Source organism: Mesorhizobium sp. ZC-5 (assembly GCF_025753855.1).
GTDB lineage: Bacteria > Pseudomonadota > Alphaproteobacteria > Rhizobiales > Rhizobiaceae > Neomesorhizobium.
Window position 1 is genome coordinate 1 of record NZ_JAOWPT010000026.1, and the last position, 23,990, is coordinate 23,990.

Below are 23,990 nucleotides of genomic sequence, written 5' to 3' on the forward strand. Positions count from 1 at the left end.
GTTGGCGCAAGAACCGCGGCTGCGGCGCGAGTCCCTGCACCTCGACAATCTGGTCGCCGATCGCCAGGCACTCCAGGAGCGGCTCGCGCGAATTTGATGACGCGCTCGGGCTGATGGAGTGGCTGGGGCGCTCTCGCCGTCGCGAGAACCGGCCCAGAATAGCCCAAACACGCTAATCGAGCAGCTATGCCGTCAACGGCCCGGTAAGGTACAATAGACATGACCGACGCACATCCGACGATCCGCTGACCGAGGGTGGTGCCGAGCGCCACAGTTGGGCACGATTTACATGGTCCTGGCAACGACTATGTGAGCGCGATTCTCTAAGCATCTAGCTCGATTTTCCACTTCTGCTGATTAACAGGTTGTCTGCGCCGTTCAGGAAACCATACCAGCGAGAACCGTCATCATCATCGAACGGCCGGTCGAGAGGCCCGGCCAGCGTTGGCATGACACTGCCAGGCGAGAGATCGCATCGTTTGCCTCAGGCCCTGCACTGATCACATCCCAAAGATGGCAGGCTCTCCTTGGATCGAGAATTCATAGGCGATTCGGAATCAGGCTGCATTCGCCATTTCTTCCAGATGAAGTAATCGCATCGGCCAGAAGGCCAACGGTAAAGAAACATCTTGCGCTGCCCCGATAAAATGCACTCATGGTACGATTCGTGCAAGAATTGAACATGGGTGGAATCCCACCTTGTACCAAGCTTTCGATTGAGCGGCCGACCGGTGCGACCCGCAAGCGGGATCGACACAATTTTCATCGGTTGTAATCGCAGGCTCTGGGTCGGTAGGAGTTGAGGGGGAGGCGAGATGACGGGCTTGGTCAGATTTGAGAGGCCAGTTGTGATCCAGATTAGCCGCCATAGCACAGAACGTGCCGTGTGCGATGTCAATGATGCTGCCTCCATCCTGCTCCGGGATTTTGGTCGTCAGACGGAGAGGCGCAGGGCCGCAATGGACGCCTGTCTGAAGGTACTGAGAGGTGAGGCTCATCCACCCGCCGCTCGAAGGGCCTTCGTCGCGGCCGCGCGCGAAGCAAATATCCTTCGCTGCGATTGACAGGATACTCAAGCGATACCGAGGCAATTGGCATCTCAGGTCCCCCCATCGGTAGAGCTGGAGGACATGCGGCGGATGAGTAACCCGAGAGTTCTGCATGCTCGCCATTGGGGGCCCTTAACTTTATGACATGGACAGCGACGCCGCAGCCAAACTGTCAGCGAAGGGCATGAGTTTTCATGCCGACTTTCCTAAGGCTTCACTGACGTCGTTCCTTACCATGATCGCCAGATCGCGATTTGAAGCCGGAGGATGGGCAGGTGGATTTATCTCACCAAGCCACAGCCCGATCTCCTGAAATTGCTTCCCGCTAAACGGTGAGGGCGGGGAGCGACTGAGCCAATGGTCGAGATAACCGTCTCCGACAATTTGGCGGTCGACACACCTGATCCTGCAGGAGGCACTGCCAGGTAGAGCGACGAAATGAAGCACTCTTTCCTGCCGTCGGCTTTCGTGCGACAGGAAGCCCTCCTGCGGATGCATATGCGACGCGAATCCAAGTAACATTCTCGCAATTGCGATATATAATTTGTGCATCGCAATATCTGCGGCTATGGGTAAGGTCCTGATGTCGGTCATCTACCCCCCTCGAATGTGATGCCGACGCTGAATGCGGCGCGCCTCTTCCCGCGCTGCATCTCAATCGAGCCCGCTGCCACCTCCTCCCGGCAGCGGGCTTTTCTATGTCTAAGTGGACAGGTTCCGAGGATCGGCTGTGCGTTGGCTCTGGGAGAGGCGAGTGCTCCGGACTTCCAGACCTTCTTTCCCTGCCCGGCTTCGAGGAACACCTCTGTCCTTCCACAAGCACTCTGATTCCTGAGCGGATCGATGGCATGGACGAGACATCCTTCTCACCGTTATCGAGGTCCAATCAAGCCAAAGCCCGTGTTTGGATTGTCCCTCTTGAGCGTGCCCTTGGCTCCTGCAGGTCACTCGTCCGGAACTTTCTGACAAAGGTGCGTGTTTGACGGCTTTTTCACGATCTGATCGCCGATCTCAAGCATTTGCATAATCTGAGAACCGCTGGGCCGTGACTTTGAAGGGCGTCCCTTCGGAAACGCGGCTTCACCCTACGGGAAGAGCCGGGGTGCTGGAAATCCGCCTGCCCCGAGAGGGCGACAGCCGTATGGCTGAGTTACTCGACCCCAGTCGCATCGACCGAAAACGAACCTGATTCTGATAGGTCTTCAGGCGCGCAACCATTGCTTTCTAAGCTGGTAACACCGTCCGTAAGCTCGCCGTCAGCTTGACCGAGCATCATTCGGATCAGGGCCTATTCAGTCCGCACTCGCTACGAAGAAACCTAAGCCAAAAGGAAACGCGAATCGCCATGTATAATCGGATCAGTGACTCATCCACACGCGCTAGCTGGGCTGACGAACCGAGTCAGTCGATGGACAGCGACAGCTTTACCGAAACACTTGCGGACCTCGCGCTGCGGAGGAACCTGCCATCTGGGGAGTTGCCCGACAAAATGGGATGCTGCGCCAGCAAGTCAAATGCCTCGGATCCAGGCAACCCTCCAGCAGGGCCGAGCACCTCCGTTCCAGCAAGGCCGAGCACCTCCGTGTTGGAATACAGGACGGCTGAATTAGCTGATGCGAATCAACGCGGGATCTGCGTTGGGCTGGCTGCGGGGTGGCTCAGCAATCTCCACAACAGCCCGAGATCGCGAATGAATGCCCTAGTACCGGGATCGCAAGGACATCACTCAGCGGCTCAGTGGCAGGAGCGGTATATGGACGTCAGGAGCTCGTCGCGAAGTGAGGGAGCAGAATCTTCTCAGGCCAATCTGGAGGCCAAAACCACCATGTTGCGGGAAGTGGGCTTGGACCCATCCAAGAAAGAAAACGTGTATACGTTCGGTGGGCCTGACAGCATCTCACCGATGCTGAAGAAAATCTCCAAAAGCGGGGCGAACCATTTGCTCAGCTTGCGCTTTACCAACGGTCAAAGACACTCAATTGCGACGTCAGCGTCGGATGGGAGGATCACACTCTTCGATCCCAACTATGGAGAATTTGTTGTTCAACCAGACCAGACGGGAAGCTTTTTCCAAAGCCTCGCCAATCGTTACAGGAATCCCAACGGGCTGGAGTTGTCGACAGTCACCACACAAAAAATGAACTGAGTTCGGGCCTGCAGGCAGCCTAATGCGGGCTTGCCGTTACGGTAAACCGCGGCCATCGGCTCCTCATACTTGGCAAGACTTGAGACTCTGGTTTCGGACAGTCGAACGTTGTCTCGGCCACCAGCACAGCGGACCCGCAGCCTGATGGTCGAGACATTTACTGCTTTCAGCGACAACCGCCACTATGAGGCGACGCTTCGCCGACTGCGTTTCAGCCGTCCGGAGAGACAGAAGAAGCCGACAGGAACATCGACAACCTCATCGAGATCACCGCCGATGTCGTGCCAGCTACGTCTCCAACAAGCCGGTCCCGGTGGAGGTCTCCCCTGCCCTGATCCGCCAGGTGCATGCGACACTGAACGGTCACCACAGAAGGGTCGCAGGCACTCAAGCCTGCTGTCCGATCAGGAAGTCGATAACACAGACTACATCATCTCCCTCGAGGACCGGAAGAAATTCAAATTGTTTGAAACGCCATCTGTCGACCACTATGGGCTGACGCAGGACGAGTATCGCGCCAAATGGGGTCTGCCGGCCGATTACCCCATGGTCGCGCCGAGCTATGCAGCCGCGCCCGGTTTTGGCCAAGACGATGGGGCTTGGCCGCAAACCAAAAGAGCCGGAAATGCCGTGCCGTCGAAGCGGACCCAGAGAAGGTCGCAGCTTGATTTCGTCTACCGGAGATTCGTCCTGAAGCGTCCAGTTGCCAACGGCATGATTGCGCGGAATATGAGAGGTGGGCGGTAACATTCCTTTCAAACAACGCGCGATCGCGCACAAGGCGCGTTTCGTAGTTGCGGCAGGGGCCGCCATGTTTTCAACGCGCGCGCAGGCTGCGTTCCTGCAAACGCCGCTTCGTAACGCAACGCAAAAGGGTTTTGTAGCATGGGTAATCGAAATTTCATCGCAGCAGCCTCCCTCGCCGTGATGGTGACCGTCTCGTCACCCTCCGAGGCCCGCACCCCTTTCACCGACGATACCGCCTCCCGCACGCAGGCCCTGGCCCTGCTGGAAACGCTCAACGCCGACCTGCTCAGCCACCCCAGCGCCACGCTTACGCTGGAACGGTGGTGTGGTGACCATGGTCTAGCACCGGAGGCGAAGATCGTCGCCCATCGCGTGAAGGGCGACAACAAGCTCCTGCCGGATAATGCCCGCCAGGCATTGGGCATCAGCGCTGACGAACCCGTTGAATACCGGCGTGTGCAGCTCGCCTGTGGCAAACTCGTGCTCTCCGAGGCCGATAACTGGTATGTCCCGTCGCGCCTCACACCTCAGATGAATCAGGTTCTCGACACGACGGACCAGCCCTTCGGGAAGGTGGTCCAGCCGCTGCACTTTCGCCGCCAGACCATCAGCGCCGAACTGCTGTGGTCGCCGCTGCCCAAGGGGTGGGAGATGGACGCGCCGCTGCCGGCGGCGGGAAAGGGGGTACTGGCCATTCCCCATGAAGTGCTGCGGCACCGCGCCATCCTCTATACCGGGGCGAACCAGCCCTTCAGCCTGGTGGTGGAGACCTACACAGCCGAGGTCCTGGCCTTCGGCCGCCGTTGAAAGGCCGCGATGCCTCGGAGCGGCCCTGCTGCTGTAAAGTTTAATGCCCGTACCTGTGCCCAATCGCTAAGGGCAGAGTCATGCAGCGGATCCCGTCAACCGAAAGAAGACTGAGGTGAAAAGCTACCCCCTCGAACCGCCGCTTCCCCATGTGGCCCGCCATCACCACTGCTCTCAACGAATTTGCAGAACTCTCAGAGCGCTACCGAAAACGATGGCCGGCTAACGCTCAAAAAAACGTCATGTCCAACCCGAGCAGGCCAGCGTTCAGACATCGGTCAGTTCTCAGTGGATAATCGCAAGTCCCGGGTTACTTCCTTGCGAGACTGGGGTCCGTTGTCCATCGCAAATCTCGAAGTTCGCCGAGACGCATGCCACCCGGCAATCAAACCGTTGCAACAAATGCTTCAAGTTAACTTTGCAGACTCTTTACGACCCCAAATCGCTGACGATGGTACCTCCATCACAGACTCTGAGTCGGGCACGGGTAAAAGCGCTGATGCCGATTTATACGCTCAGACCGCCGCATGGCACGAATGTCGGGTTAACAGCCAATGGCAAGAAGATCGCTCATCCTGGTTGAAGGCGGTGCGCGTACTGGTCGGCTGTTCGTCCAAGCGCCCAGCGTCTTGGTCATCATCCAATTACCCTCTCGGCTGGTCCAGTGTGGCGACTATCTTGCAGCGGAAAACATTGAGGCAATCCCTGTCGATGCAGACAATCTCGATATGCTGAGCCGCGATTGCTGGTACCTGATTTGCGCTCAGCTGGCGGTGGACGCTTGTCGCTTTCGATTTCATTGTGAGAATGTCTTGCCAACGATTTCAGAGGGATGTTGTCAACAACGATTGGCGGCACGCCGCAGCGCTACTTCCGCGAACTCGATCGCGCCAAGATTCTCGAAGGCGTCACCCAGAACATGGTGACGCCGGTCGAGCTGGTGCAGGCCGTCATCGACGGCATGGCAGCGCGCGGCTTCGGCCGCATCGTCAACACCACCTCGCTGTCGGTCTACGTTCTGATCCCAGGACTCGATCTGTCCTCCGGCGCCCTCGCCGACCTGAACTCGTTCCTTGCCAGCGTGGCACGTACGGCGGTCGACAGCACGTCACCGTCAACAGCCTGCTGTGCCCGGCAAGCTCGACACCGACCGGCTGCGTGGGTCCCCCACGAGGCCGGCACACCGGAAGATCCTGCGGCGGCGCCGCGCGCAAGGTCCGCATCCGCGCCGACTTGCCGGCAAAGCGGTTGGGCGCGCCGGAGGAGCTCGGCCAGATCTGCGCCTTCCTGTGCTCGGTCAACCGGCTACCTTACCGGCCAGAACATTCCGTTCGATGGTGGCCCTTACGTGAGCGCGTTTTGACGCAGCGCCTGCGATGGGTGCCCGACGCGTCGGAGATTCCGTGTGCAAAGGGCTGAGAGGCCGGACGATTTTCCGCTTCAGCAGCGCAACGTGGAAACCGCGATTGGCGTCGCGAAAAACCGCTGCCGCATGCTAAAAGGCTTCAAAGCAGGATCGAGGGAGGCCGGCATGGAAGGCGAAAGCAAGAAGACGGCACGGTCGGATCTCGACGAAGCCGCGCTGTACTTCCACAAACACCCGAGGCCGGGAAAGCTTGAGATCCAGGCGACCAAGCCGCTCGGCAACCAGCGTGACCTGGCGCTCGCCTATTCGCCTGGCGTCGCCGCCCCTTGCCTCGAAATCCGCGACAATCCTGATACCGCCGCCGACTACACGGCACGCGCCAATCTCGTCGGCGTCGTCACCAACGGTTCGGCGGTGCTCGGCCTCGGCAATATCGGCCCGCTGGCTTCCAAGCCGGTGATGGAAGGCAAGGCGGTGCTGTTCAAGAAGTTCGCCGGCATCGACGTGTTCGACATCGAGATCAACGCGCCGGGGATCGAGCGCATGGTCGAGACGATCTCGGCGCTGGAGCCTACTTTTGGCGGCATCAACCTCGAGGACATCAAGGCGCCGGAATGCTTTGAGGTCGAGGAGCAACTGAAGGCCCGCATGGGCATTCCGGTGTTCCATGACGACCAGCACGGCACCGCCATCATCGTTGCCGCGGCCGTGCTCAACGGCCTGGAATTCGCCGGCAAGACCATTTCGGATATCAAGATCGTCACCTCGGGCGCCGGAGCGGCCGCACTTGCCTGCCTCAATCTTCTGGTCTCGCTCGGCGCCAAGGTCGAAAACATCTGGGTCACCGACCGTTTCGGCGTCGCCTACAAGGGCCGCACCGACGAGATGGACCGCTGGAAAGACCCCTATGTGAAAGACACCGAGGCACGCACGCTGGCCGACGTCATCCCGGGCGCCGACGTCTTCCTCGGCCTTTCCGCCGCCGGCGTGCTGAAGCCGGAACTGTTGCAGCATATGGCGCCAAAGCCGCTGATCCTGGCGCTGGCCAACCCCAATCCCGAGATCATGCCGGAAACAGCGCGAGAGGCGCGTCCCGACGCGATGATCTGCACCGGGCGTTCCGATTTTCCCAATCAGGTCAACAACGTCCTTTGTTTTCCTTACATCTTTCGCGGCGCGCTGGATTGCGGCGCCAAGGCCATCAACGAAGAGATGAAGATGGCGGCAGTGCGGGCGATCGCCGCGTTGGCTCGCGAAGAACCATCGGATGTCGCGGCGCGCGCCTATTCCGGCGAGACACCGATCTTCGGCCCCGAGTTCCTGATCCCCTCGCCCTTCGACCCCAGGCTCATCCTGCGCATCGCGCCGGCGGTTGCCAAGGCTGCCTGCGAGACCGGTGTCGCCACAAGGCCGATCACCGACTTCGCCGCCTATATCGACAAGCTGAACCGCTTCGTCTTCCGCTCCGGTCTGGTGATGAAGCCGGTGTTCTCCTCGGCCAAGGCGTCGAGCGCCAAGCGCGTCATCTATGCCGATGGCGAGGACGAGCGCGTATTGCGCGCCGCCCAGGTGGTGCTGGAAGAAGGCATCGCCGAGCCGATCCTGATCGGCCGCCCGCATGTCATTGAAGTCAGGCTGAAACGCTACGGGCTACGCATCAAGCCGGGCGTCGATTTCGGCCTCATCAACCCGGAAGACGATCCGCGCTACCGCCACTATGTCGACCTGTTGATCGAACTCGCGGGACGGCGCGGCGTGACGACGGAGGCAGCGCGCACCATGGTGCGCACCGACAACACGGTGATCGCGGCACTTGCGCTGAAGCGCGGCGATGCCGATGCCATGATCTGCGGCCTCGAGGGGCGTTTCGAGCGGCATTTGCGCAACGTGACGCTCGTCATAGGCCCACGTGCGGGCGTCAAGGACCGTGATCTGTCGACGCTGTCGATGCTGATCTCGCAGCGCGGCATCATTTTCCTCACCGACACGCATGTCTCCGTCGATCCGACGGCGGAAGAAATCGCCGAGATGACGGTGCTGGCGGCGGAAGAAATCCAGCGCTTCGGCATTGAGCCCAAGGCAGCGCTTTTGTCGCATTCGGATTTCGGCTCGCGCGATTCTCCAAGCGCGCTGAAGATGCGGCAGGCGGCGGCGATCCTGGCGCGGGTGGCGCCCGACCTGCAATGCGACGGCGAGATGCATGCCGACACCGCCTTGTCGGAGCATCTGCGCCAACGCGTCTATCCGCATTCACGGCTGAAGGGCGAAGCCAATCTGCTGGTGTTCCCCAACCTCGATTCGGCCAACATCACGCTGACGGCGCTGCGCGCCATGATGGATGCGCTGCATGTCGGGCCAATCCTGCTCGGCACCGACATGCCGGCGCACATACTGACGCCGTCGGTCACCTCGCGCGGCGTGGTCAACATGACGGCGCTGGCGGTGGTCGAGGCTGCGCACAAGGCGCGGCGATATTGATCTGGGTCGGAGCCGGCATCAGCGGGTATGCTGAACAAACGGTTAATCGTAAGCGACGCGATCTCCACCCCTTCTTCCTTCGGATCATTAGCCGGGTCATGCGTGGCAAACACTCAGCCACGGCCGGCGAACTGCTCGGCAAGGAAGTCGCGTGCAGCATTTTCAGACGCCTCGAAATTCGCACGGCTTGTGCAGATCACCGCGCCATCCCTTTGCACCAGATCGGCAGCATGTTTATCGTCACCAACGATTTGGCCGCCGCCGTCACGAACATTGCCGTCATGACGTTCGACCAGGCTCTCTGGGCCGAATGAACCCGCGAACTACGAGCTGCCGATCCCCCTCGAAACTACGCCAGAACCTTCCGTCAAGAATCGCAAGCGTGACCGCGAGAGCGCGGAGCGCATCCAATTGGCCGGCGGCCTAAGCCACCCCTCCGAGACTGCGCTGTCGCATTTGCCGGTGAAAAGAGTGGAGTGCGAATGCGCGAGCTGACTGAGATCGGATTCCCCGCTGCTATTTGGCCCGTATGTGCGACGAGGGGCTGCTCATCAAGGTTGGCTATGGAATCTATCGCGCCACCCTAATTGATAATCATCAGCGAACCGGGCGCTGGTTGGCACCGAATTGGCGGTTGGAGCGACACGACCTATCAGAGATCACCGGGCTCGTTGCCGTTGCTCGTGTTCTACTTGGCGCGGCGCATCCGACGCGGTGGGCGTCGTTGCGCCTTCTCCAGTTCCAGCGAGCCTGAAAGATAAGTTGCAGATCACAGTCGGTGACGGGGCACTCAGGTGCACACCTTGTTCTGACCCCAGTCTGAAGCCGAGGCCTTTCCTGCCTGTTGCGGGAGAAAGCATCGATGAAACCTTGTCTTTGAAAATAAGTTTACTGAGCCGCATTTTTCATCTCCTCCTCGAGGCACGCTGCCGCCCATCGCCTAGACCAAGATCACCCCCCGCTCGCTGGCGCCTTCCTATGAGGAAACGGCAACGGCGCTGGGGTTTTTCATTCTTTAGTGCCGAGGCCACAGCGGCTGGAAATGCCCCGGCGTGTGCAGAATGTGTACCAGTCGACCTTCACCCAGGACAGGATGCACGGTCAGCCTGCCATTCGCATCAGCTTCGATGGCTTGAATGCTCACGCCAAGATTGTTCGCCAGCAAGACCCCGACGCCCTCAGCGCCGTAAAGGTCGATCTCGCCATGCGGATCGACTGCACCGACTTGAACTAGACTGTTCCGCAGCGACCGAACCTGTTGCCGAAGTTGCCCAGTCTGCGGCGTTTCGTGGTCCTGCCGCTTCGTGTTGTGGGCAACTTGAAGAACCGTGTCCAGCAGGCAGTTCAGTCCTTGGCCACTGGCTTGTCCCACTTCGGCATTGAATTGCTCCAAAAACGTATGGAGCGTGTGCGTCAACGGACCGACGGGCAAGTCGGGCAGCGATGCGCCCCCGAGTACCTGTGCAGGCGCCTGATATGCCGCGGACGGCACGCTGAGTGCGGGCCTGTGCCCGTCGTAGCCAGGAGTGCTGGCGTCGCCAACCCAGTCCTGCACGCCAGTCGGTCGCGTGTCGCTGGCCTGGAAACTCGGCGCGTTCCACGATTCCGCGCCGTGGGCGTAGCTATGTTCTTGCCAGTCTTCGATCTCGTCACATCCAGGCGGCATCGGGATGCCGCGGAAGGCGAGCCAAGCCTCGCGCGTAAGTGCGCGCAGTTGCTCGGCTGATGCGCCCTTCAGGCGCATGTCTTGAGCGCTCTTGTAAACATCGTGATAGCGCTCCTTCAGCGCGAAGGTCTCGGCCGTGTGGAACTGGGTTTCCCATGGCGCACCGGCCGGGTTGCGCAACGTGACGCTCACCGCGCTGAATGCTTCGCTCTTGGTGAAGTGGTTGGTCAGCTTCGTCCTGGCGTGCCCCTGCTGGTCCAACATCGCGAGGATACGGCGGCAGCCCTCGGTGAAGTTCTGCGGCGGAAGCACCACGCTGTAGCGCAGGGCGTCGTTGACATCGGCGACGGCCTCCTCGAGGTTCTTGTTCTTCGCCGCCATCAGGGAGTCAAGCTTCTTGTGGAGCGAGCCCTTGGATTTCTGCCGGTGTTCCAGGCCAGCGAGATCACCCCCGAAGGCGGACACGACCTGCTGCAGCATCGGCGTGATCTCGCGATCCATCTGCCGCGCGCGATCGAACAGCGCTCCGGCGGCTCGTGAAACTTCTGCGCGAGGCGTCTTGCCAAGCCGGGCAGACGGTGCCGGCGGCCGGGCCAGCATGCCCGCCTGCTGCAGCGACTGCACGGCGTCATGCATGACGCCAGAAGCCATGGTCGGCATGCGCTGCAACACGGACTTGACCTGATCGGCATCGAAGCGGTTGTGCCGCATCGCACGGGCCGTCTCCTTGCCGTGCGGCACGTTGCGCACACGATCAGGGAACTTCGCCTCCTGGCGTTCGCATGCCTCGATCACCTTGGAGAACAGCGCGGTGCCGGTATCGGACTTCAGAGCGTCGGTGCCGACCTTGATGGCTATGGTGAAGAGGTTGCGCATCGTCAGCTCCGGCTCACCGGGGACCAGCCCGGGCTGCCCATCGGGGAACCGCTCGTGCGACAGCCGGCACACCGGGTAGTTGTCCAGGATGGCATGGATACGTGCCGGGGTGTCGACGGCCTGGACGTATGCCTGTGCCAAGTCCGGGAATCGTTGGGCCAGCGCTGCGGAAACCTCGGCAGGCCCCGACGCCATGGGCTGCCCCGAGGCCTGGTAATGCCGAAAGACCTCCCCATACAGCAGCAGGGCCGCCTCGCGCGCCTCGTGCATGTGCGCGCGGCCGATCGCCTGGTGCGCCTGGATTGCCAATGGATACAGCGCCTGCCGGTCGGGCTGTGGGCTCTCGAGAACGGCGCTCAGGCCGTTTCGCAGCGACCGTTCGACGCCGTCGTAAGTGCCGAACATCATGCTGTGCGCCATCGCCTCGCGCAGGTCGTCGGGCTGCGACAGGAAGCGCGTCGCCAGGGTGCTGGCTGAACCCATGAGCTTGCGTCCGCGCTGCTCGGCTAGGATCTCGGACGCACGCCCAGGCTGGTAGTGACCACTGTCGTCGAATGCCGGCGTGGCCGTCTTCGGGGGTTTGAAGGAACGGGGCTGGCTACGCCGAGCGGCGCGCCCGTCCATCACGCGCTCGATCAGCGCTGCCAGCTTCGGATAGCCTGCATAGACGAAGGCATCATCGCCGTCGCAATCCATGTTGCGCTTGCGCAGTTCATTGATAGGCAACGCTCCCAGCCGACCAGGCTGCACGATCTCCTTGACGCGCAGGCTGCCGGTGCTGAGCATGTCGCTAGGGGCGGCGGCGCGGTCGCGCCCGTCGGTCCAGCGTGACAAGGTTTTCAGGTCCTCCTTCGAGCACACCAGGTCCATGTCCTCGTGAGCGGGCGACCAGCACCCCTTGGGCGGGATGATGAGCATGCCCTTGCTGTGCAGCATCTCGGCATCCTCGCCTGAGTCGTCGTTGAATCCGGCGTAGCTGTATTGGATGGCAAAGCACCTTGACAGGAATTGAGCTGTTGGATCCCCCTGGGCTACGGTGGCAACCCGTTCCTCGGGCACCGGCAGCAGGTTCTCCTTGTCGTACGGCGGCTTGCCGAGCAGCAGCGCGCCGCCTGCGCGGTCGAAGGCAGCGCTGCGCTGGTGTGGCAAATGCACCTTGTCGTCGGCGGACGGCACGGCACGTATCTTCTGCCCCGCATAGCCGCCGCTGACGGTAAGGTCGTAGAGCGTTGTCGAATCGATGCCGAGGCCCGGCCGTCCGACAGAAGAATCTCCTTGCTGCCGAGCCAAATTGCGCAGGCGGCGTTGCATTGCTTGATGCGCTTCCTCGATAGCTTCCACGTCGTATGGGAAGTGCTGCAGTGCCTGCGGTGCCAGCCTCTTGAGCTCGCTCTCTTCGGCTACGAGCTTGCGTTGCTCTTCGCTAGCATGACCTGTTCGCATTGCCGCCCATGCGTCGTAGTGCTTGCGGACCGCGGGAATGCGCATGGCGACCTCGAACTTGAGGAAGCCGCAGCCGTCGTTGGGGCACAAGGCGATGTGTTGACCGCCCGGTCCGGCCAACTTGAATGGATGTTGAGGCCCCGGGACGTCGTCGATAAAGCCTATCCTGAGTGTGCCCTCGACCACGTGGTCGTGGGGCACCATCTCCAGAAGCGCGCGTTGCATGCGCGACCAGTCCTCGCGCTGCGGCGCGAGCTTTGCGGCCAGCTGCATCAGGGCGCTGCCGGGCGCCGTGTCGGCATAGCGAACCGCCGGCAGCATCGACGGCGCCTTCGCGCCGCCGGACAGGATGTCGGACGCCCGTTGCTGGCCCCCTCGGCTCAAGCGGCTGCCGCCGAACAGATCGAAGCGCCACGGCTCGCCCAGGAAATTGAAGGTGCGCGCCAGCATGAACGCGGACAGCGAACCAGGCAGTTGCACCTCCACCAGGGGCAGACCGGTCAGGCGCGCAAACAGGGAGTACGGCTTGCTCTCGTCATCCATGTTGCTCTTGAGCATCTGTCCCTGCATGTCCACCACGACGCGCCTGGTGTCGCCTGCGCCAGGGGATAGCGGCTGGGGTCGGCCGGGCCGCGTTCGCATGCTTTGATGCACGTCCTGCACACTGAAATCGGAGGGCGCATGGATTTGCGTGACCTGCTCGAAGTGCGCGAGCATGTGCAGGTCCAGCGCGTTCAGAACTTCATCGCCGGCTTCGATTTGCGCGATGAGGTTCCAGCTCATCTGCCCGAGGTCCGACTCGATGGTCTCGCGTGTGCGCCCGAGCGTCTCCGTGACCCAGGTCGCCAGTTGCTCACGGCGAGCTCGCACGGCCGAGCGCTGCCCCTCGACATTGCGCGGCTTCCACTGCCTGCTTACCACTGCGTAGGTCTTGAGCACCTGATAGGACGTCAGTGCCGGGCAGCGCGTGGCGTGCAGCTCGTCGGCGGGCGCAGCGCTCGCAACAGTGGGTGCGTCATCGGCTTGCTGACCCTGCAGAAAGCGATCGATCTTGCGCGCGACGATCGGCTGCATTTCATCGAAGACGGACAGTGCCTGGCGGTGATGGCGCGAGAGTTCCTGGCTGCGGGCCAGGGGCAGCAAGCCCAGGCACAGGTTGCCCACCGATTCAAGGTCCGTCTCGCGCAAGTGCGTTTCGCGGCACAGGTTTGCCACCCTGTTTAAGGCTGGCCCGGCCAGTGGTCGCATCTCGCGTTGCAGCTGTTCATGGGCCAACGCCTTGAAGATCATGGCGATGTCCTGGGCCTGCGCCGTCTCGAATCGATCCCGATGCAGGTCGAGGTGCGCCGCCAGACCCTGAAGCTTCGCGCGCGCCAGCGCTTGAACCTCCGCCTCGTCCTCCGCATCCACTGCTGAGTGGGACAGGTGCGTCAAGGCGTTGCCGACCTGCGCAAGCGTGCCCATGTCGAAATCGCGCCAGGGAAGGTCAGCCCCACCCGTCCGATCAGCTAGCCTGATCGACGTCCAGCGCCAGTCTGGCGCATGGGGCGACCCGCACAGTGCGTTGAGCGACATCGCGACTTCTTGCGCGTTCATCTCCTGCAGCAACGTGTCCTCGCTCGCGACCCATTCGGCCAGACGTTCGGTTGTTGCCAGGCAGACCTCGTTGCCGGGCCACTTGCTCAGCGCGTTGAGCGAGTTGGCGACATTCTGTGCGTCCATGTCCCGCAGCAAGCCCACATCGTTTGAGATTCGTTCAGCCAGACGTTCGCTGGCGCTCTGACAGGCAGAACTGTTGGGCCACTTGCTCAGGGCGTTGAGTGAGTGGGCGACATCTCGCGCGTTCATCTGCTGCAGCAACGCGTCGTCGCCCGTGATCCGTTCGGCCAAGCGCCTGCCTGCCTTCCTGCACGAACGATTCTCGGGCCACTTGCTCAGGGCGTTGAGCAACTCGGCGAGATGTCGTTCATCCATGTTCTCGACCAGGGGCGCATCATTGGCGATTCGCTCGGCCATGAGTCTGCCAGTCATCTGAAAGACGGGGCTATCCAGCCACTTGCTCAGGGCGTTGAATGTGCTGGCAACCGCTTCGGCGTTCATCTCCTGCAGCAAGGTGTCGTCGCTCGCGACCCGTTCGCCCAAGCTCTCGCCGGCACTTCGGCAAGCGGGGCTGCCGGGCCACTTGCTCAGCGCGTTGAGCGAGTTGGCGACATTCTGTGCGTCCATGTCCCGCACCAAGTCTACATCGTTTGAGATTCGTTCAGCCAGACGTTCGCTGGCGCTCTGAGAGGCAGAACTGTCGGGCCACTTGCTCAGTGCGTTGAGCGAGTTGGCGACCGCCTGGGCTCCCATCTCCCAGATCAAGGCTGCGTCGTGTGCGATTCGCCCGGCGAGGCGTTCACCAGCGCTGTGGCAGTCTGGATTGCCGGACCACTTGCTCATCGCGTTAAGCACCAAGCTGGCCCCTTGTGCCGTTAGGTCCCGGTCCAGCCGCTCACGCAGCAGGACGCGTCCCAGGCGAGCGACGGCTTGCTCGCATCGATCGCTGCGGGTGTTCTTCGACAAAGCGTTCGCAAGCAATGCCAGGTTCTTGGCACTCAGCTCCGGCAGGCCGTCGTGTTCAAGCACCTCACCGGCGATCCAGGCTACGGCCTGCATGCACGTGGCTCTCCGCGGGTGCTTGCTCAGGTTGCTGCCCAGGCGCACGAGCTGCTGCAGCGGCGCGTCTACGAACCAGTCGGTCTTGACCAAATAGTGCGCGGCCAAGTCTGTGCAGCGTTCCAGATCCGGTCGATACTGATTGCTTTGTGGGGAAGTGGCGGAGCGCCTCAGCATCTGGAGGTACTTGTCAAGCCATCCTGCGTTCTTCTCTGGCGTCGCACCGCCATCGAGAAATGGCAGCGCCCAGCCGTACTCATTGCGGTCTGCCAACAGGTTGTCGCGGGCCATATCTATGCAAGCTTGAGGATGCCGCACGTGATGTTCCTGCGGAAGGTCGGGTTGCGCAGCAAGGCGCAGTTGCTGCCGCTGATACTGACGCAGCTGACGGAGTTGCTCAATCTCATCACGGCGCAGACCTCGCTCGCACTTCGTAAGCTGTTCCGTGGTTGGCGCGGCATCTGCTCCGGAGTCTTGCGTAACCGGGGACATGGGGTAGTCAGTGCTACCATGATGGACGGGCTCGGGCGTGGCGGCTTCCCATTCTGCTGCGGACCTGCGGTGTGCAGGGTGGAGTTCCCGCTCTTGAGGATCTAGGCTGGCCTCGATCACCTCCCGACCGCGTTTGGCGTAGTCGATATGAAAATCCGTTGAAACAACTGCCTGCGATGACGATTCCTTGCTGCTGCGGCTCAGACCGAACATTTTCCCAACGCCGGACCCGAGACGTGACATGATTCCTTTGCGGGAACTGCGCAGCGAAGGGGGCAGTGTCTGCACATCCGAAGCACCCGCTCGTTGGCGCCCGCCTGCTTGCTTGCCTCCGGCCGCCCGATCGCCGCGCGAATGTTCGCCGCCAGAGCGCGAGGTGCTTTCTTCCCAACGCAAACCAGGCCGCCCCTCATTGCCGAGCCCCGACTTAACACGCGACCAAAGTCCCCCGCTCTTCTTATCTCTTGTCCGCGCGACAGGCCCCGATTCCGATTGTGCCGTGTAGCGCGTGCTACTGAATAGCCTGTCACGCAAATCAGACTGCACCGCCTTCTCAGCCGAGCCAAGGTGAGGGCGAGGAAAATCGACGCTGTACCGCGTACTGCTGAAGCGATTGTCCCGCAGGTTGGATTGCGGCGGCATCCGCATCGAACCGCCGACGTCAGTGCGCTGGATACTTCCATGCGCCTCTGCGGGTGGAGTGTTGGGCGAAGCAGCATCACCGGACCTCTCATCAGAGGAACTGAGCTGCAAGTCGCTCAGTTGCCGCTCAAAGCTCGCTTGACCAGCAGGCATATTGTCCGACTGTTGCCTCGCCCGCTGCTGCTGTTCTTGCAAGGCAGCGTATTGGTGCATCCAAGCGTTGGTATTGAATGGATCGGAATTGGATTCCACGCCACTCTCCCTAAATACGATAACCTTCGTTGGTCAGACATCCACGTCTCCTAAGCACATAGCAGCGCTAGCTTTCGATGAACTGACGAGCCTCCTACGGGGGCATGTCGCAAGATCCGGGTGCCGTTCGTCAGATCGCATGCCGCCTTTGCACTTTGTTAAGCCACCGGAAAAACGTAAGCCTTCCCTCAACCACAGCATCGCCTCGAAACCCGCGATGGTCCGTCGCGCTGTGATGAATGACTGGAAGTCACCAACCTTCGGCATGTTCTCCTTCACCCGGAAATGGTCGGTCTCCATGCCTTGCTGGAGGTGTCGCCGGCTGAAGCGATCCGGATCCGCCGGAGCCGCTATTTGACGGATGTATTTGACAAGGGCCGTTCTGCTCCGATGTCCTGGGGGTGTGCTTTCACGCGTTCTGTCCTGGCGGACGGCCGAGATAGCGGCGCGCGCAGCGGGTTCAGGGCTGGCCGGCAGGACATCGCGCGGTATGCGCGGCTTGGCCTTGACAGAGGCGTTGGTGCATGACCACGGAACTGCACCCAACGCGGTCTTTGATGCATCCTTCTATGTCGGCCGTGCCGGGCAGCGGACGGACTCCGGGCGTGCGCACGCCGTCATGCGATTGAGAACGGCGCACGCGATGGCGGCCTCGGTCTGCTGAGCCGGAAAGAAGCGCGCGCGCAGGCGCCGGCCGATCAATCCCTTGGGCCGATGGCCGTCTCGATCAGGGCGCATCGGCCGTAACCGGTGGCAGTCTGCCATTTCAACCTTCCGTCATTGGCAATCGCCCTGATGTGACCATCTCTCTGGCCCGGTGGTCCGATTGCACCGCTCTCCACCGCCGTCACACGTGGAGGAATTACAATCGTTGCGGCGAAGCTGTGTTGCAGGACGGCGCCGCTTCGTACTCCGGCCAATTCGTCACCTTGTACTTCATCTTCGGTATTCGTGACGCCGGGTGGCATTGTGTTTGAAGGGCATTCGGCGAAGATCATAGCTCCATTTGCGATCTCACCCGCCTATCGGCAAATCCCTAAAAACGATCCGTGCACCAATGCTGCTTGGAGTGCCATTTTGTTTTTTGTCCTTTGCTAACCCACGGCCAATATGCAAGACAACAAACTACTCACCATCCTGGCGAACGCTGCACAGCTGGACGTGAAGGAAGATAGGGCTGGATGGCTCGACCCGAGCGGCCATATAGACTTCACACGATGTAGATGTGGCAGGGGCGTTCGTCAAACGAGTCGACAGGCTGGCTGGCGTTGCTCATGACTGATACGAGCGGAAAGAACATGATGAGAATGACGCGTGCCGAGCTTCATCGGCTGGTCTGGTCGAAGCCGATGACCGAGCTCGCAAGGCTATATGGCGTCAGGGACCAGCATGTCGCGCAGGCCTGCGATGCCCATGACATCGCTCGGCCGCGTGCCGGTCATTGGCAACGAGTAGAGCACGGCAAGACGGTGGAGACCGCCGCGCTCGACAACAAGAACTATTCTCCAGAGGCGATCATCATCATCGAACCTTCGGTCGGGAGGCCCGGCCGGGTTACACGGGGCCAGACGATGAGGCATTTAAAAGATGTGCGGCATGATCCGTTAAAGGCCGACGCGGGAATTGCGGCCGGAAAATAGCGTCTTGGCCAGAGAGTCGACCCGCCGTCCCGGGCATTTCGCGATGCGGAGCCGGCGCTGTCTCAGATCCGGATGGCCAAGTGCGAAGCAGATGAGAGCCTGCGGCGGTTCAGGACGCTTACGAGACACATGATCACGATCTTCGTGGTGCACGGGAGGCATTGACGGCAAAGATCATCACCATCTGCGCCCCCGGATCAACCCGCTTCCCGGCGACGGCGATGGGCATGGCGTCCAGCTCGAGGCGGTGTTGAGCTAAGAGTCACGGATTGGTCAACATCGGTGTCGGCGGCCGCTACTGGCGCGTGGCATCTACTGGCACCGTGCATTTCGAGGAGACGCCGCTCGATGGCAGGCCGCAGGTCCTGCATTGGAGGTTGAGCGGTACGGCGTGATCGTGCAGCGAGCATCAAGTTCAATCGAGAAAGCACCGCCAGGGCCAAGTTGCCGTTGGAAAATCCACAGTGTTCCGAGAAGCCGCATGCTCACACTCTCCCTCAACTGCACCAAGACCGCTGAGGCTCGCTCGGCGTTGGTGGCACAGTCGCGGTCCGCCTAGCGCCAGCGTCGCTGGGAAGCAAACAAAGCCTGGAGCGACCGCGCCCCGAGCTTCCCGTGTATGCGGCGAGGTTGTCGGCTGCTGTAGCCAACGTGCCTGGGAAGTCGGCTTCGCCGAATCCATAAGTCCTGGCAGTCATCCGTTTCGCGCTGGCTCCGCCGTTAGAAAAATGATGGCAAGCGCGACCACAAATGCTGTAACAGGTCCATCCCTTTGAAATTTGATCGCGAAGGAGTCTCAATGCCGTTGGATCCACGAATTGAAGAGCGCCTCGGGCGCATTGATACTGTAGCCCCCGACGGTGAGGCAGACGACATCGTCCTCAATGGAATAGGGCTTCATGTCGATCCGGGTGTTTTCAATCCCGCCAAGGGAAAATCTGGTCGCAAGATCCTAAGAGCCATCGACCTCATTCCTCCGAGTCCGGACGCGCGAATAGTCGAGATCGGCACCGGCTGCGGACACCTATCTGCCGCCATGTGGCTCCGAGGATGCCGAAACATTGTCGCTTCGGACATCATGGTCGAAGCTTGCAACAATGCTCGTCGCAATTTTGATCGGCTGGGCTTCGAAATTTCTGTTGTTCACTCTGATCTTCTCGCGAGTATACAGGGGGACTTTGATTATATTGTCTTCAATGCACCTGCAGCCCATCCGAAACGCTTTTCACCAAACAGAGGTGCTACCACCTTGTATGATGTGACAGGCACCACCAAACAGCGGTTTGTCGAGCAGCTTCTCCAGAGAAAACCGAGTGGCCGGCTACGCGCAATGTTTACGTATAGCAGTTACATCGACTATGCACCGATCACGGAGATCGGTTTTGGCGATTTTGAAGTAAACTACCTTCTAGTAGATAAAGACGAAATATCTGAAACCGGTATAGTATTACTGTCTAGAGATTAAAATATGAAACATCCAAAACTTCGTCTAGGAACCCGCCGCAGCCCGATGGCAATCGTTGTGGCCGGGACTGCTGAGCGCCTTATTAAAGCTGTAGAACCGAGGATTGAGGTTGAAATTTGCCCATTTGTGTCCGAAGGTGATCTCATCAAGGGAGACCTTAAACTATACGGTGGGAAAGGAACATTTATCAAAGATTTGGAACGTCGTCTTTTGGCCAATGAGATAGACTGCGCGATTCATGCCCTGAAGGACATTCCGGGAGATGTCCAGATGCATGAAGAACTTATGTTAATTGCGTTTCTCTCAAGAGAAGATCCTCGAGACGCTCTTGTCCTTCGAAGCGGCCTATCTGAAGAGGAGTTCCTGGCAAAACAACGTGTCCGGATTGGAACATCGGCGCCGCGCCGCCGAGCCGCCGCGTTGCGCCTGTTCCCTGATTGTGCCGTTGAGTTGAGCCGTGGCAACGTCAATACTCGCCTTAAGAATCTGGATTCCGGTCTGCACGATGCCTTGATACTTTCTGGTTCCGGCTTGGATCGCGTTGGCTTTCATAGCCGCATCGCGCGACTATTCTCTTACGACGAGGTTCTCCCCGCTGCTGGGCAAGGCATTCTGGTTCTGCAGATAAGGCGGGAAGACTTGAACCGATGCTCTTATCTCAGGATCGTTAATAACGAAGAGTCGGAGAATGCCGCGGCGGCGGAGCGAGAGGTGCTCGCACAGCTCAACGGTAACTGCCACAGCGCAATTGCGGCGCACTGCTGGGCTGTTGAAAGCGGCGGCCACAAATTGACCGCTGCAGTCTTTGATAGTGCTACTGGGAACTGCCTTGAGGCGGCAATGGAGCTGCCCCTCAATTCCAAGGATTTTACCGAGTTAGGAGCCAAAGTTGCCGAGCAGCTCATTAAGGATGGTTGCAGAAAATTCCTTACGCCGGTCGGAGCTTAGTTTCTACAAGCACGTGCAACCTCGCCAAACCCTCCTTTGGCAACCTCTCGTGCGAAATCTGTTAGGATCAAATCCGCGCCGGCCGACGGCGAGTGTTGGTGGAGACCGTGCAGCAGGCGCCCCTCAACCATCAATCAGACAATAGCGTTACTCTCAGCCGCAATCGATCGATGCCACCTTTGTAGGGCTCGCTATTGCGGAATGGGAGCTTTGACCCGAGCCCTTGCCTGATATCCCCCTCTTTGCGACCGACTTCGGATAACGGGACAGCCGCGACAAGGCCGCTTGGCTGACCTTGAGGTTTCGCGGCCGATATAGGCCGCAGCCTGATCGCTAACGCTTAGGTCGGTTTTTTGCATTCAGGAGAAGCGCGTCGTCAGCTAATCGTCAGACAGGCCGTCTATCCATGCCTACCGTACCCTAACCAGCTCGAGCTCAACGCGAAACATGGGAATGCGAAACGTCCTGTATGGTCGAATTGGCGGCTCGTCCGATTTTCACGAGGCCGACGAAACGAACCGGTTGGTAGCCGTCGAGCAAACGGGGTGGAGGATGCCACAGATTTGCGACATCTTTGCTTGGGTCTTCGGTGCCGGTTCCAGCGGCAGACCATCTTCGGGGTAAGGGCGAGCAATAGCGCCCGTGAAGGTACCCCCTCCCCCCAAAAACTCCCTCTCTGCGAATCACAACGGCTGAGCGACCATCAGCCCGCAACACCACGATCAGCGCATAGTCGCCAATATCGGAGATGGAATATGACGAGCATTGGCCGACCTGGCAGATCGTGCATTGGGGATGCTGGAGCCGGATCGAGCTGTTCACGCTCGCTATTAAGTGGCGCCCCTGGGGAAGGCAGCCAATCGTTCGATGTCTTCGTGGAGCAGATGCGCTCTGTGGCTCTGGATAAAGCGACGACCTCCGCTCCCATCGCGCGCGGTGCCGATGATGCCCTTGGCGATAGGTCTTCCTGCGCCTCCGTTGGCGCCCATCCAATCCTGGGCGCTCCGCCACTTGCAGCCGTTGCGCCACGTGCAGTCACGGCGCGGCGGCGCGGTTTTCCCTCGCTGTCGGAGGGTGAAGCCATGACGCCGGTCGCCAGCCAGCCGCCAACTTCGGGTGAGGCGGATCCTATTTCCTTGTCAGCCGAAGAAATCAACTCAACGAAGGAACGAATGCTCGGGCTGCTCATGGAACTCGACGCCTGCCGCAATACGGCCCTGCAAAACTATAACTCCTTGGACGAGGCGCAAGAGCAGATCGATCGGCTCGTTTATGCAGGCTCAGCAGTTCTAGATTACTATGCGAGCCTGCACCCGCCTCTGGCGCGTAACATTCTGTCCGACGATCGGGCGCGTCAATTCCGCGACGAGGTGCTCCATGCGGGGGACCAATGCAACATGCTGGCCGCCACGACTATCCGACAGGTGCAAGGCCGCAGACAGCTTGCATCCACCGTGCTCAAGAGCTTGCTCAAATCCGACGCTACTCCGGACCAGCTGAGCCGAGCGGCTTCAACGGTGGCGGACCACCATGTGGCCTCGATGGAGTGCTGGGAAAAGAAGGCTTGGCGCTGTGAACGGATGCGGTCCGTCTGTGCCGCCACTGCCAACTTACCAAGTGCAACGGCCAACATGCGCGAGGCCGATGAGGCCGCACTACGGCTGCACTCCGGCTGGGCTCTGAATACGAAAGTCATGCAGCTGGAATCTCGGGTTGCTCTCGCGAAGTTCAAGATTGAGCGGCAGGCGAGCTCCTTCGAAGCACCCGTGATGGGAACCCTCATGGGTGACGACGGGCAGGTGCGTCGGCTGGGAACCTTCGTCAGCGAGGTTTTTCCGGCATTTCACTCGACGTCCAACGCTGTTCTGTACAGCAAAGGGCGCCCACTCGACGCAGATCACTGCGCCGTTCTGGAAGGAGTCGTGGAGCGGCTTTCGGAATTTGCGGTGGCATTGCAGGACATCCTGACCGAGCTAAGCAATGACCGAACAAGTGCCGGGCTTCCATTGGAACTGTTGGGGAAGAGCGTGACGGATGCGTGGACCAGCGCGCACGAAGTCATGCGATTCCTGACACTGCAGCCGAAGACGTCAGCCATCATTGCACCGCCGACCGACGCTGGCGCTGGGATATCGGCTAGCACTGCCGGTAAGGGTGCGGGGGCTGAAGGCACGGCAGCGCGCAGGAAAGGGAAAGGCAAGCACAAGCCGGCCACTGGGGACGGGAGTTCGGCCAGGCGGCCGGAGCCGCAAGTCGTGGCGGGCGTCAGCGACACGGAGCCAGCAGCCAACGTTCTCGTGCGCTCGGATCTAGGTACGAAGAAGCTCGTGAGCGCGAAGGAGGCGCAGGCGAGTGCGGCGACGGCGACGGCACACTTGGCCATCTGGCAGACCCCCGCCTCGACGGCGGCCCTGACGCGAGGAGTCGAGCGGCTGAGCGAACTTTTGCAGTTCGATCTCGCTGGTCAGCAAAAGACCATCTCGCAAGCGCGTTGGATGAAACCCGAGGACGCCGCCTACGCACTCGACACCGTGGTCGAGCGCCTGCAGGCGCAGGCCACCGAGATGGAGGCCTGTCTGGCCGCGTTGGCGGAACCTCTTCGACTCGGCCTTTTCACGACGCAAGTGCGCGACGTGCACGCCAAAAAAGTTCGGCTTCAGGGGATGTTGTCCGAGGCGCGGGGATTGATCAACGATGTGAACAAGCGAAAGGCCGCTATCACGACCGATTGCATGAAGACCTACCCGTTTCCGTTGCAGAACTACCTTGAACAATTGCGGGTGGCCAAGGAGTTGACGCCTGCTGATCTGCCGCGGGCGTTGAAGGGCGAGCCAGGAGCGCTGTTCGAGATCAAGCTGCAGCCCAAGGCGCTGCGCAACGGAGCAATGCCGAAACCGATGTGGGTGCACATCCATACGAAGCGGTCGGTACATGCGTGGCAGTTGGCAACGCTGGATGACGCTGACTTTGCCGCTTGCCACGTCAAATCCAATGAACAGCGCGGGAGTAATCGAGAGTGGCAGGACAGGCGGGCCGCACTCGGTCACGAGAATGTCATGATCCATCGCGGCAAGCTCACCCCTGCGTTCTGCAAGTCCTTGTTTGACTACAGGGCGTAGCGGCCAGCCACGCCATCCGCATGTTGCGAACCACCGGTCGACGCGGGCTGCTCGATACGGAACGTAGCTAGCGGCGTCTAGCAGGGTGTTGAAGAAGTGGCCGGACTGCAAGCGATCACTTGCTGTCGGCTGACCACTCCATGTCATTTTTCAAATCATCGAAGCATGTCATGCAGACCCATTCATAGCAGGCACC

13 protein-coding genes and 3 pseudogenes are annotated in these 23,990 nt (G+C 60.5%); 12 read left to right on the forward strand and 4 right to left on the reverse strand.

Annotated features, from left to right (window positions below; genetic code table 11):
• Positions 1-815 precede the first annotated feature (815 nt).
• Positions 816-1,064 (forward strand): DUF982 domain-containing protein, encoded by a 249-nt coding sequence (locus OHD58_RS29890; protein ID WP_081482080.1) that lies wholly within the window; start codon positions 816-818, stop codon positions 1,062-1,064.
• Positions 1,065-1,241: 177 nt separating this feature from the next.
• Here the strand turns inward: OHD58_RS29890 and OHD58_RS29895 are convergent, their stop codons facing one another.
• Positions 1,242-1,643, reverse strand: a complete 402-nt coding sequence (locus OHD58_RS29895; protein WP_263792270.1) for a hypothetical protein — start codon at positions 1,641-1,643, stop codon at positions 1,242-1,244.
• Between the two features lie 895 nt (positions 1,644-2,538).
• Between OHD58_RS29895 and OHD58_RS29900 the strand changes: the two genes are divergently transcribed.
• From OHD58_RS29900 to OHD58_RS29925, 6 genes and pseudogenes are all read left to right on the forward strand, one after another.
• The gene (locus OHD58_RS29900; RefSeq protein ID WP_244425880.1) at positions 2,539-3,195 is read left to right on the forward strand and encodes a YopT-type cysteine protease domain-containing protein; all 657 of its coding nucleotides are present in this window, start codon (positions 2,539-2,541) and stop codon (positions 3,193-3,195) included.
• A gap of 248 nt (positions 3,196-3,443) precedes the next feature.
• A pseudogene (locus OHD58_RS29905) lies at positions 3,444-3,889 on the forward strand (MucR family transcriptional regulator).
• 191 nt (positions 3,890-4,080) lie between these two features.
• Positions 4,081-4,749 (forward strand): hypothetical protein, encoded by a 669-nt coding sequence (locus tag OHD58_RS29910; RefSeq protein ID WP_263807223.1) that lies wholly within the window; start codon positions 4,081-4,083, stop codon positions 4,747-4,749.
• Positions 4,750-5,599: 850 nt separating this feature from the next.
• Positions 5,600-6,112: pseudogene (locus OHD58_RS29915) on the forward strand (SDR family oxidoreductase); the annotation flags it as partial.
• 168 nt (positions 6,113-6,280) lie between these two features.
• Complete coding sequence (locus OHD58_RS29920) at positions 6,281-8,593, forward strand: NADP-dependent malic enzyme (protein ID WP_263807225.1); 2,313 nt, start codon at positions 6,281-6,283, stop codon at positions 8,591-8,593.
• Positions 8,590-8,907 (forward strand): hypothetical protein, encoded by a 318-nt coding sequence (locus OHD58_RS29925; RefSeq protein WP_139032185.1) that lies wholly within the window; start codon positions 8,590-8,592, stop codon positions 8,905-8,907. Before OHD58_RS29920 ends, OHD58_RS29925 begins: the two co-directional genes overlap by 4 nt.
• 701 nt (positions 8,908-9,608) lie before the next feature.
• Here the strand turns inward: OHD58_RS29925 and xopAD are convergent.
• From xopAD to OHD58_RS29940, 3 genes and pseudogenes are all read right to left on the reverse strand, one after another.
• Positions 9,609-16,622, reverse strand: coding sequence for a XopAD/skwp family type III secretion system effector (xopAD, locus tag OHD58_RS29930; RefSeq protein ID WP_263792284.1), 7,014 nt, complete (start codon positions 16,620-16,622; stop codon positions 9,609-9,611).
• A gap of 33 nt (positions 16,623-16,655) precedes the next feature.
• The gene (locus tag OHD58_RS30890) at positions 16,656-16,985 is read right to left on the reverse strand and encodes a DDE-type integrase/transposase/recombinase (protein ID WP_412177324.1); all 330 of its coding nucleotides are present in this window, start codon (positions 16,983-16,985) and stop codon (positions 16,656-16,658) included.
• 204 nt (positions 16,986-17,189) lie between these two features.
• A pseudogene (locus OHD58_RS29940) lies at positions 17,190-17,521 on the reverse strand (IS5/IS1182 family transposase); the annotation flags it as partial.
• Positions 17,522-17,929: 408 nt separating this feature from the next.
• On the opposite strand from OHD58_RS29940, the gene OHD58_RS29945 reads away from it, so the two are divergent.
• The 5 genes from OHD58_RS29945 to OHD58_RS29965 all read left to right on the forward strand — a co-directional run bounded on the left by OHD58_RS29945 (position 17,930) and on the right by OHD58_RS29965 (position 23,794).
• Positions 17,930-18,262, forward strand: a complete 333-nt coding sequence (locus OHD58_RS29945) for a hypothetical protein (protein ID WP_263807226.1) — start codon at positions 17,930-17,932, stop codon at positions 18,260-18,262.
• A 269-nt stretch (positions 18,263-18,531) separates the two neighbouring features.
• On the forward strand, positions 18,532-18,657 hold the full coding sequence (locus OHD58_RS29950; RefSeq protein ID WP_263807228.1) for a hypothetical protein: 126 nt from the start codon (positions 18,532-18,534) through the stop codon (positions 18,655-18,657).
• Positions 18,658-19,061: 404 nt separating this feature from the next.
• The gene (locus tag OHD58_RS29955) at positions 19,062-19,727 is read left to right on the forward strand and encodes a methyltransferase (protein WP_081482079.1); all 666 of its coding nucleotides are present in this window, start codon (positions 19,062-19,064) and stop codon (positions 19,725-19,727) included.
• A gap of 3 nt (positions 19,728-19,730) precedes the next feature.
• Entirely contained in the window at positions 19,731-20,675 is a 945-nt protein-coding gene (hemC, locus tag OHD58_RS29960) for a hydroxymethylbilane synthase (RefSeq protein WP_081482078.1), read from the forward strand.
• Between the two features lie 1,082 nt (positions 20,676-21,757).
• Positions 21,758-23,794: a hypothetical protein gene (locus OHD58_RS29965; protein WP_006200698.1), complete on the forward strand. Its 2,037-nt coding sequence runs from the start codon at positions 21,758-21,760 to the stop codon at positions 23,792-23,794.
• Positions 23,795-23,990 lie beyond the last annotated feature (196 nt).

Coding starts and splice junctions, on each gene's coding strand:
- OHD58_RS29890 (WP_081482080.1), top strand. CDS start 816: ATGACGGGCTTGGTCAGATTTGAGAGGCCAGTTGTGATCCAGATTAGC.
- OHD58_RS29895 (WP_263792270.1), bottom strand. CDS start 1,643: ATGACCGACATCAGGACCTTACCCATAGCCGCAGATATTGCGATGCAC.
- OHD58_RS29900 (WP_244425880.1), top strand. CDS start 2,539: ATGGGATGCTGCGCCAGCAAGTCAAATGCCTCGGATCCAGGCAACCCT.
- OHD58_RS29910 (WP_263807223.1), top strand. CDS start 4,081: ATGGGTAATCGAAATTTCATCGCAGCAGCCTCCCTCGCCGTGATGGTG.
- OHD58_RS29920 (WP_263807225.1), top strand. CDS start 6,281: ATGGAAGGCGAAAGCAAGAAGACGGCACGGTCGGATCTCGACGAAGCC.
- OHD58_RS29945 (WP_263807226.1), top strand. CDS start 17,930: ATGACGCGTGCCGAGCTTCATCGGCTGGTCTGGTCGAAGCCGATGACC.
- OHD58_RS29955 (WP_081482079.1), top strand. CDS start 19,062: ATGCCGTTGGATCCACGAATTGAAGAGCGCCTCGGGCGCATTGATACT.
- hemC (WP_081482078.1), top strand. CDS start 19,731: ATGAAACATCCAAAACTTCGTCTAGGAACCCGCCGCAGCCCGATGGCA.
- OHD58_RS29965 (WP_006200698.1), top strand. CDS start 21,758: ATGACGCCGGTCGCCAGCCAGCCGCCAACTTCGGGTGAGGCGGATCCT.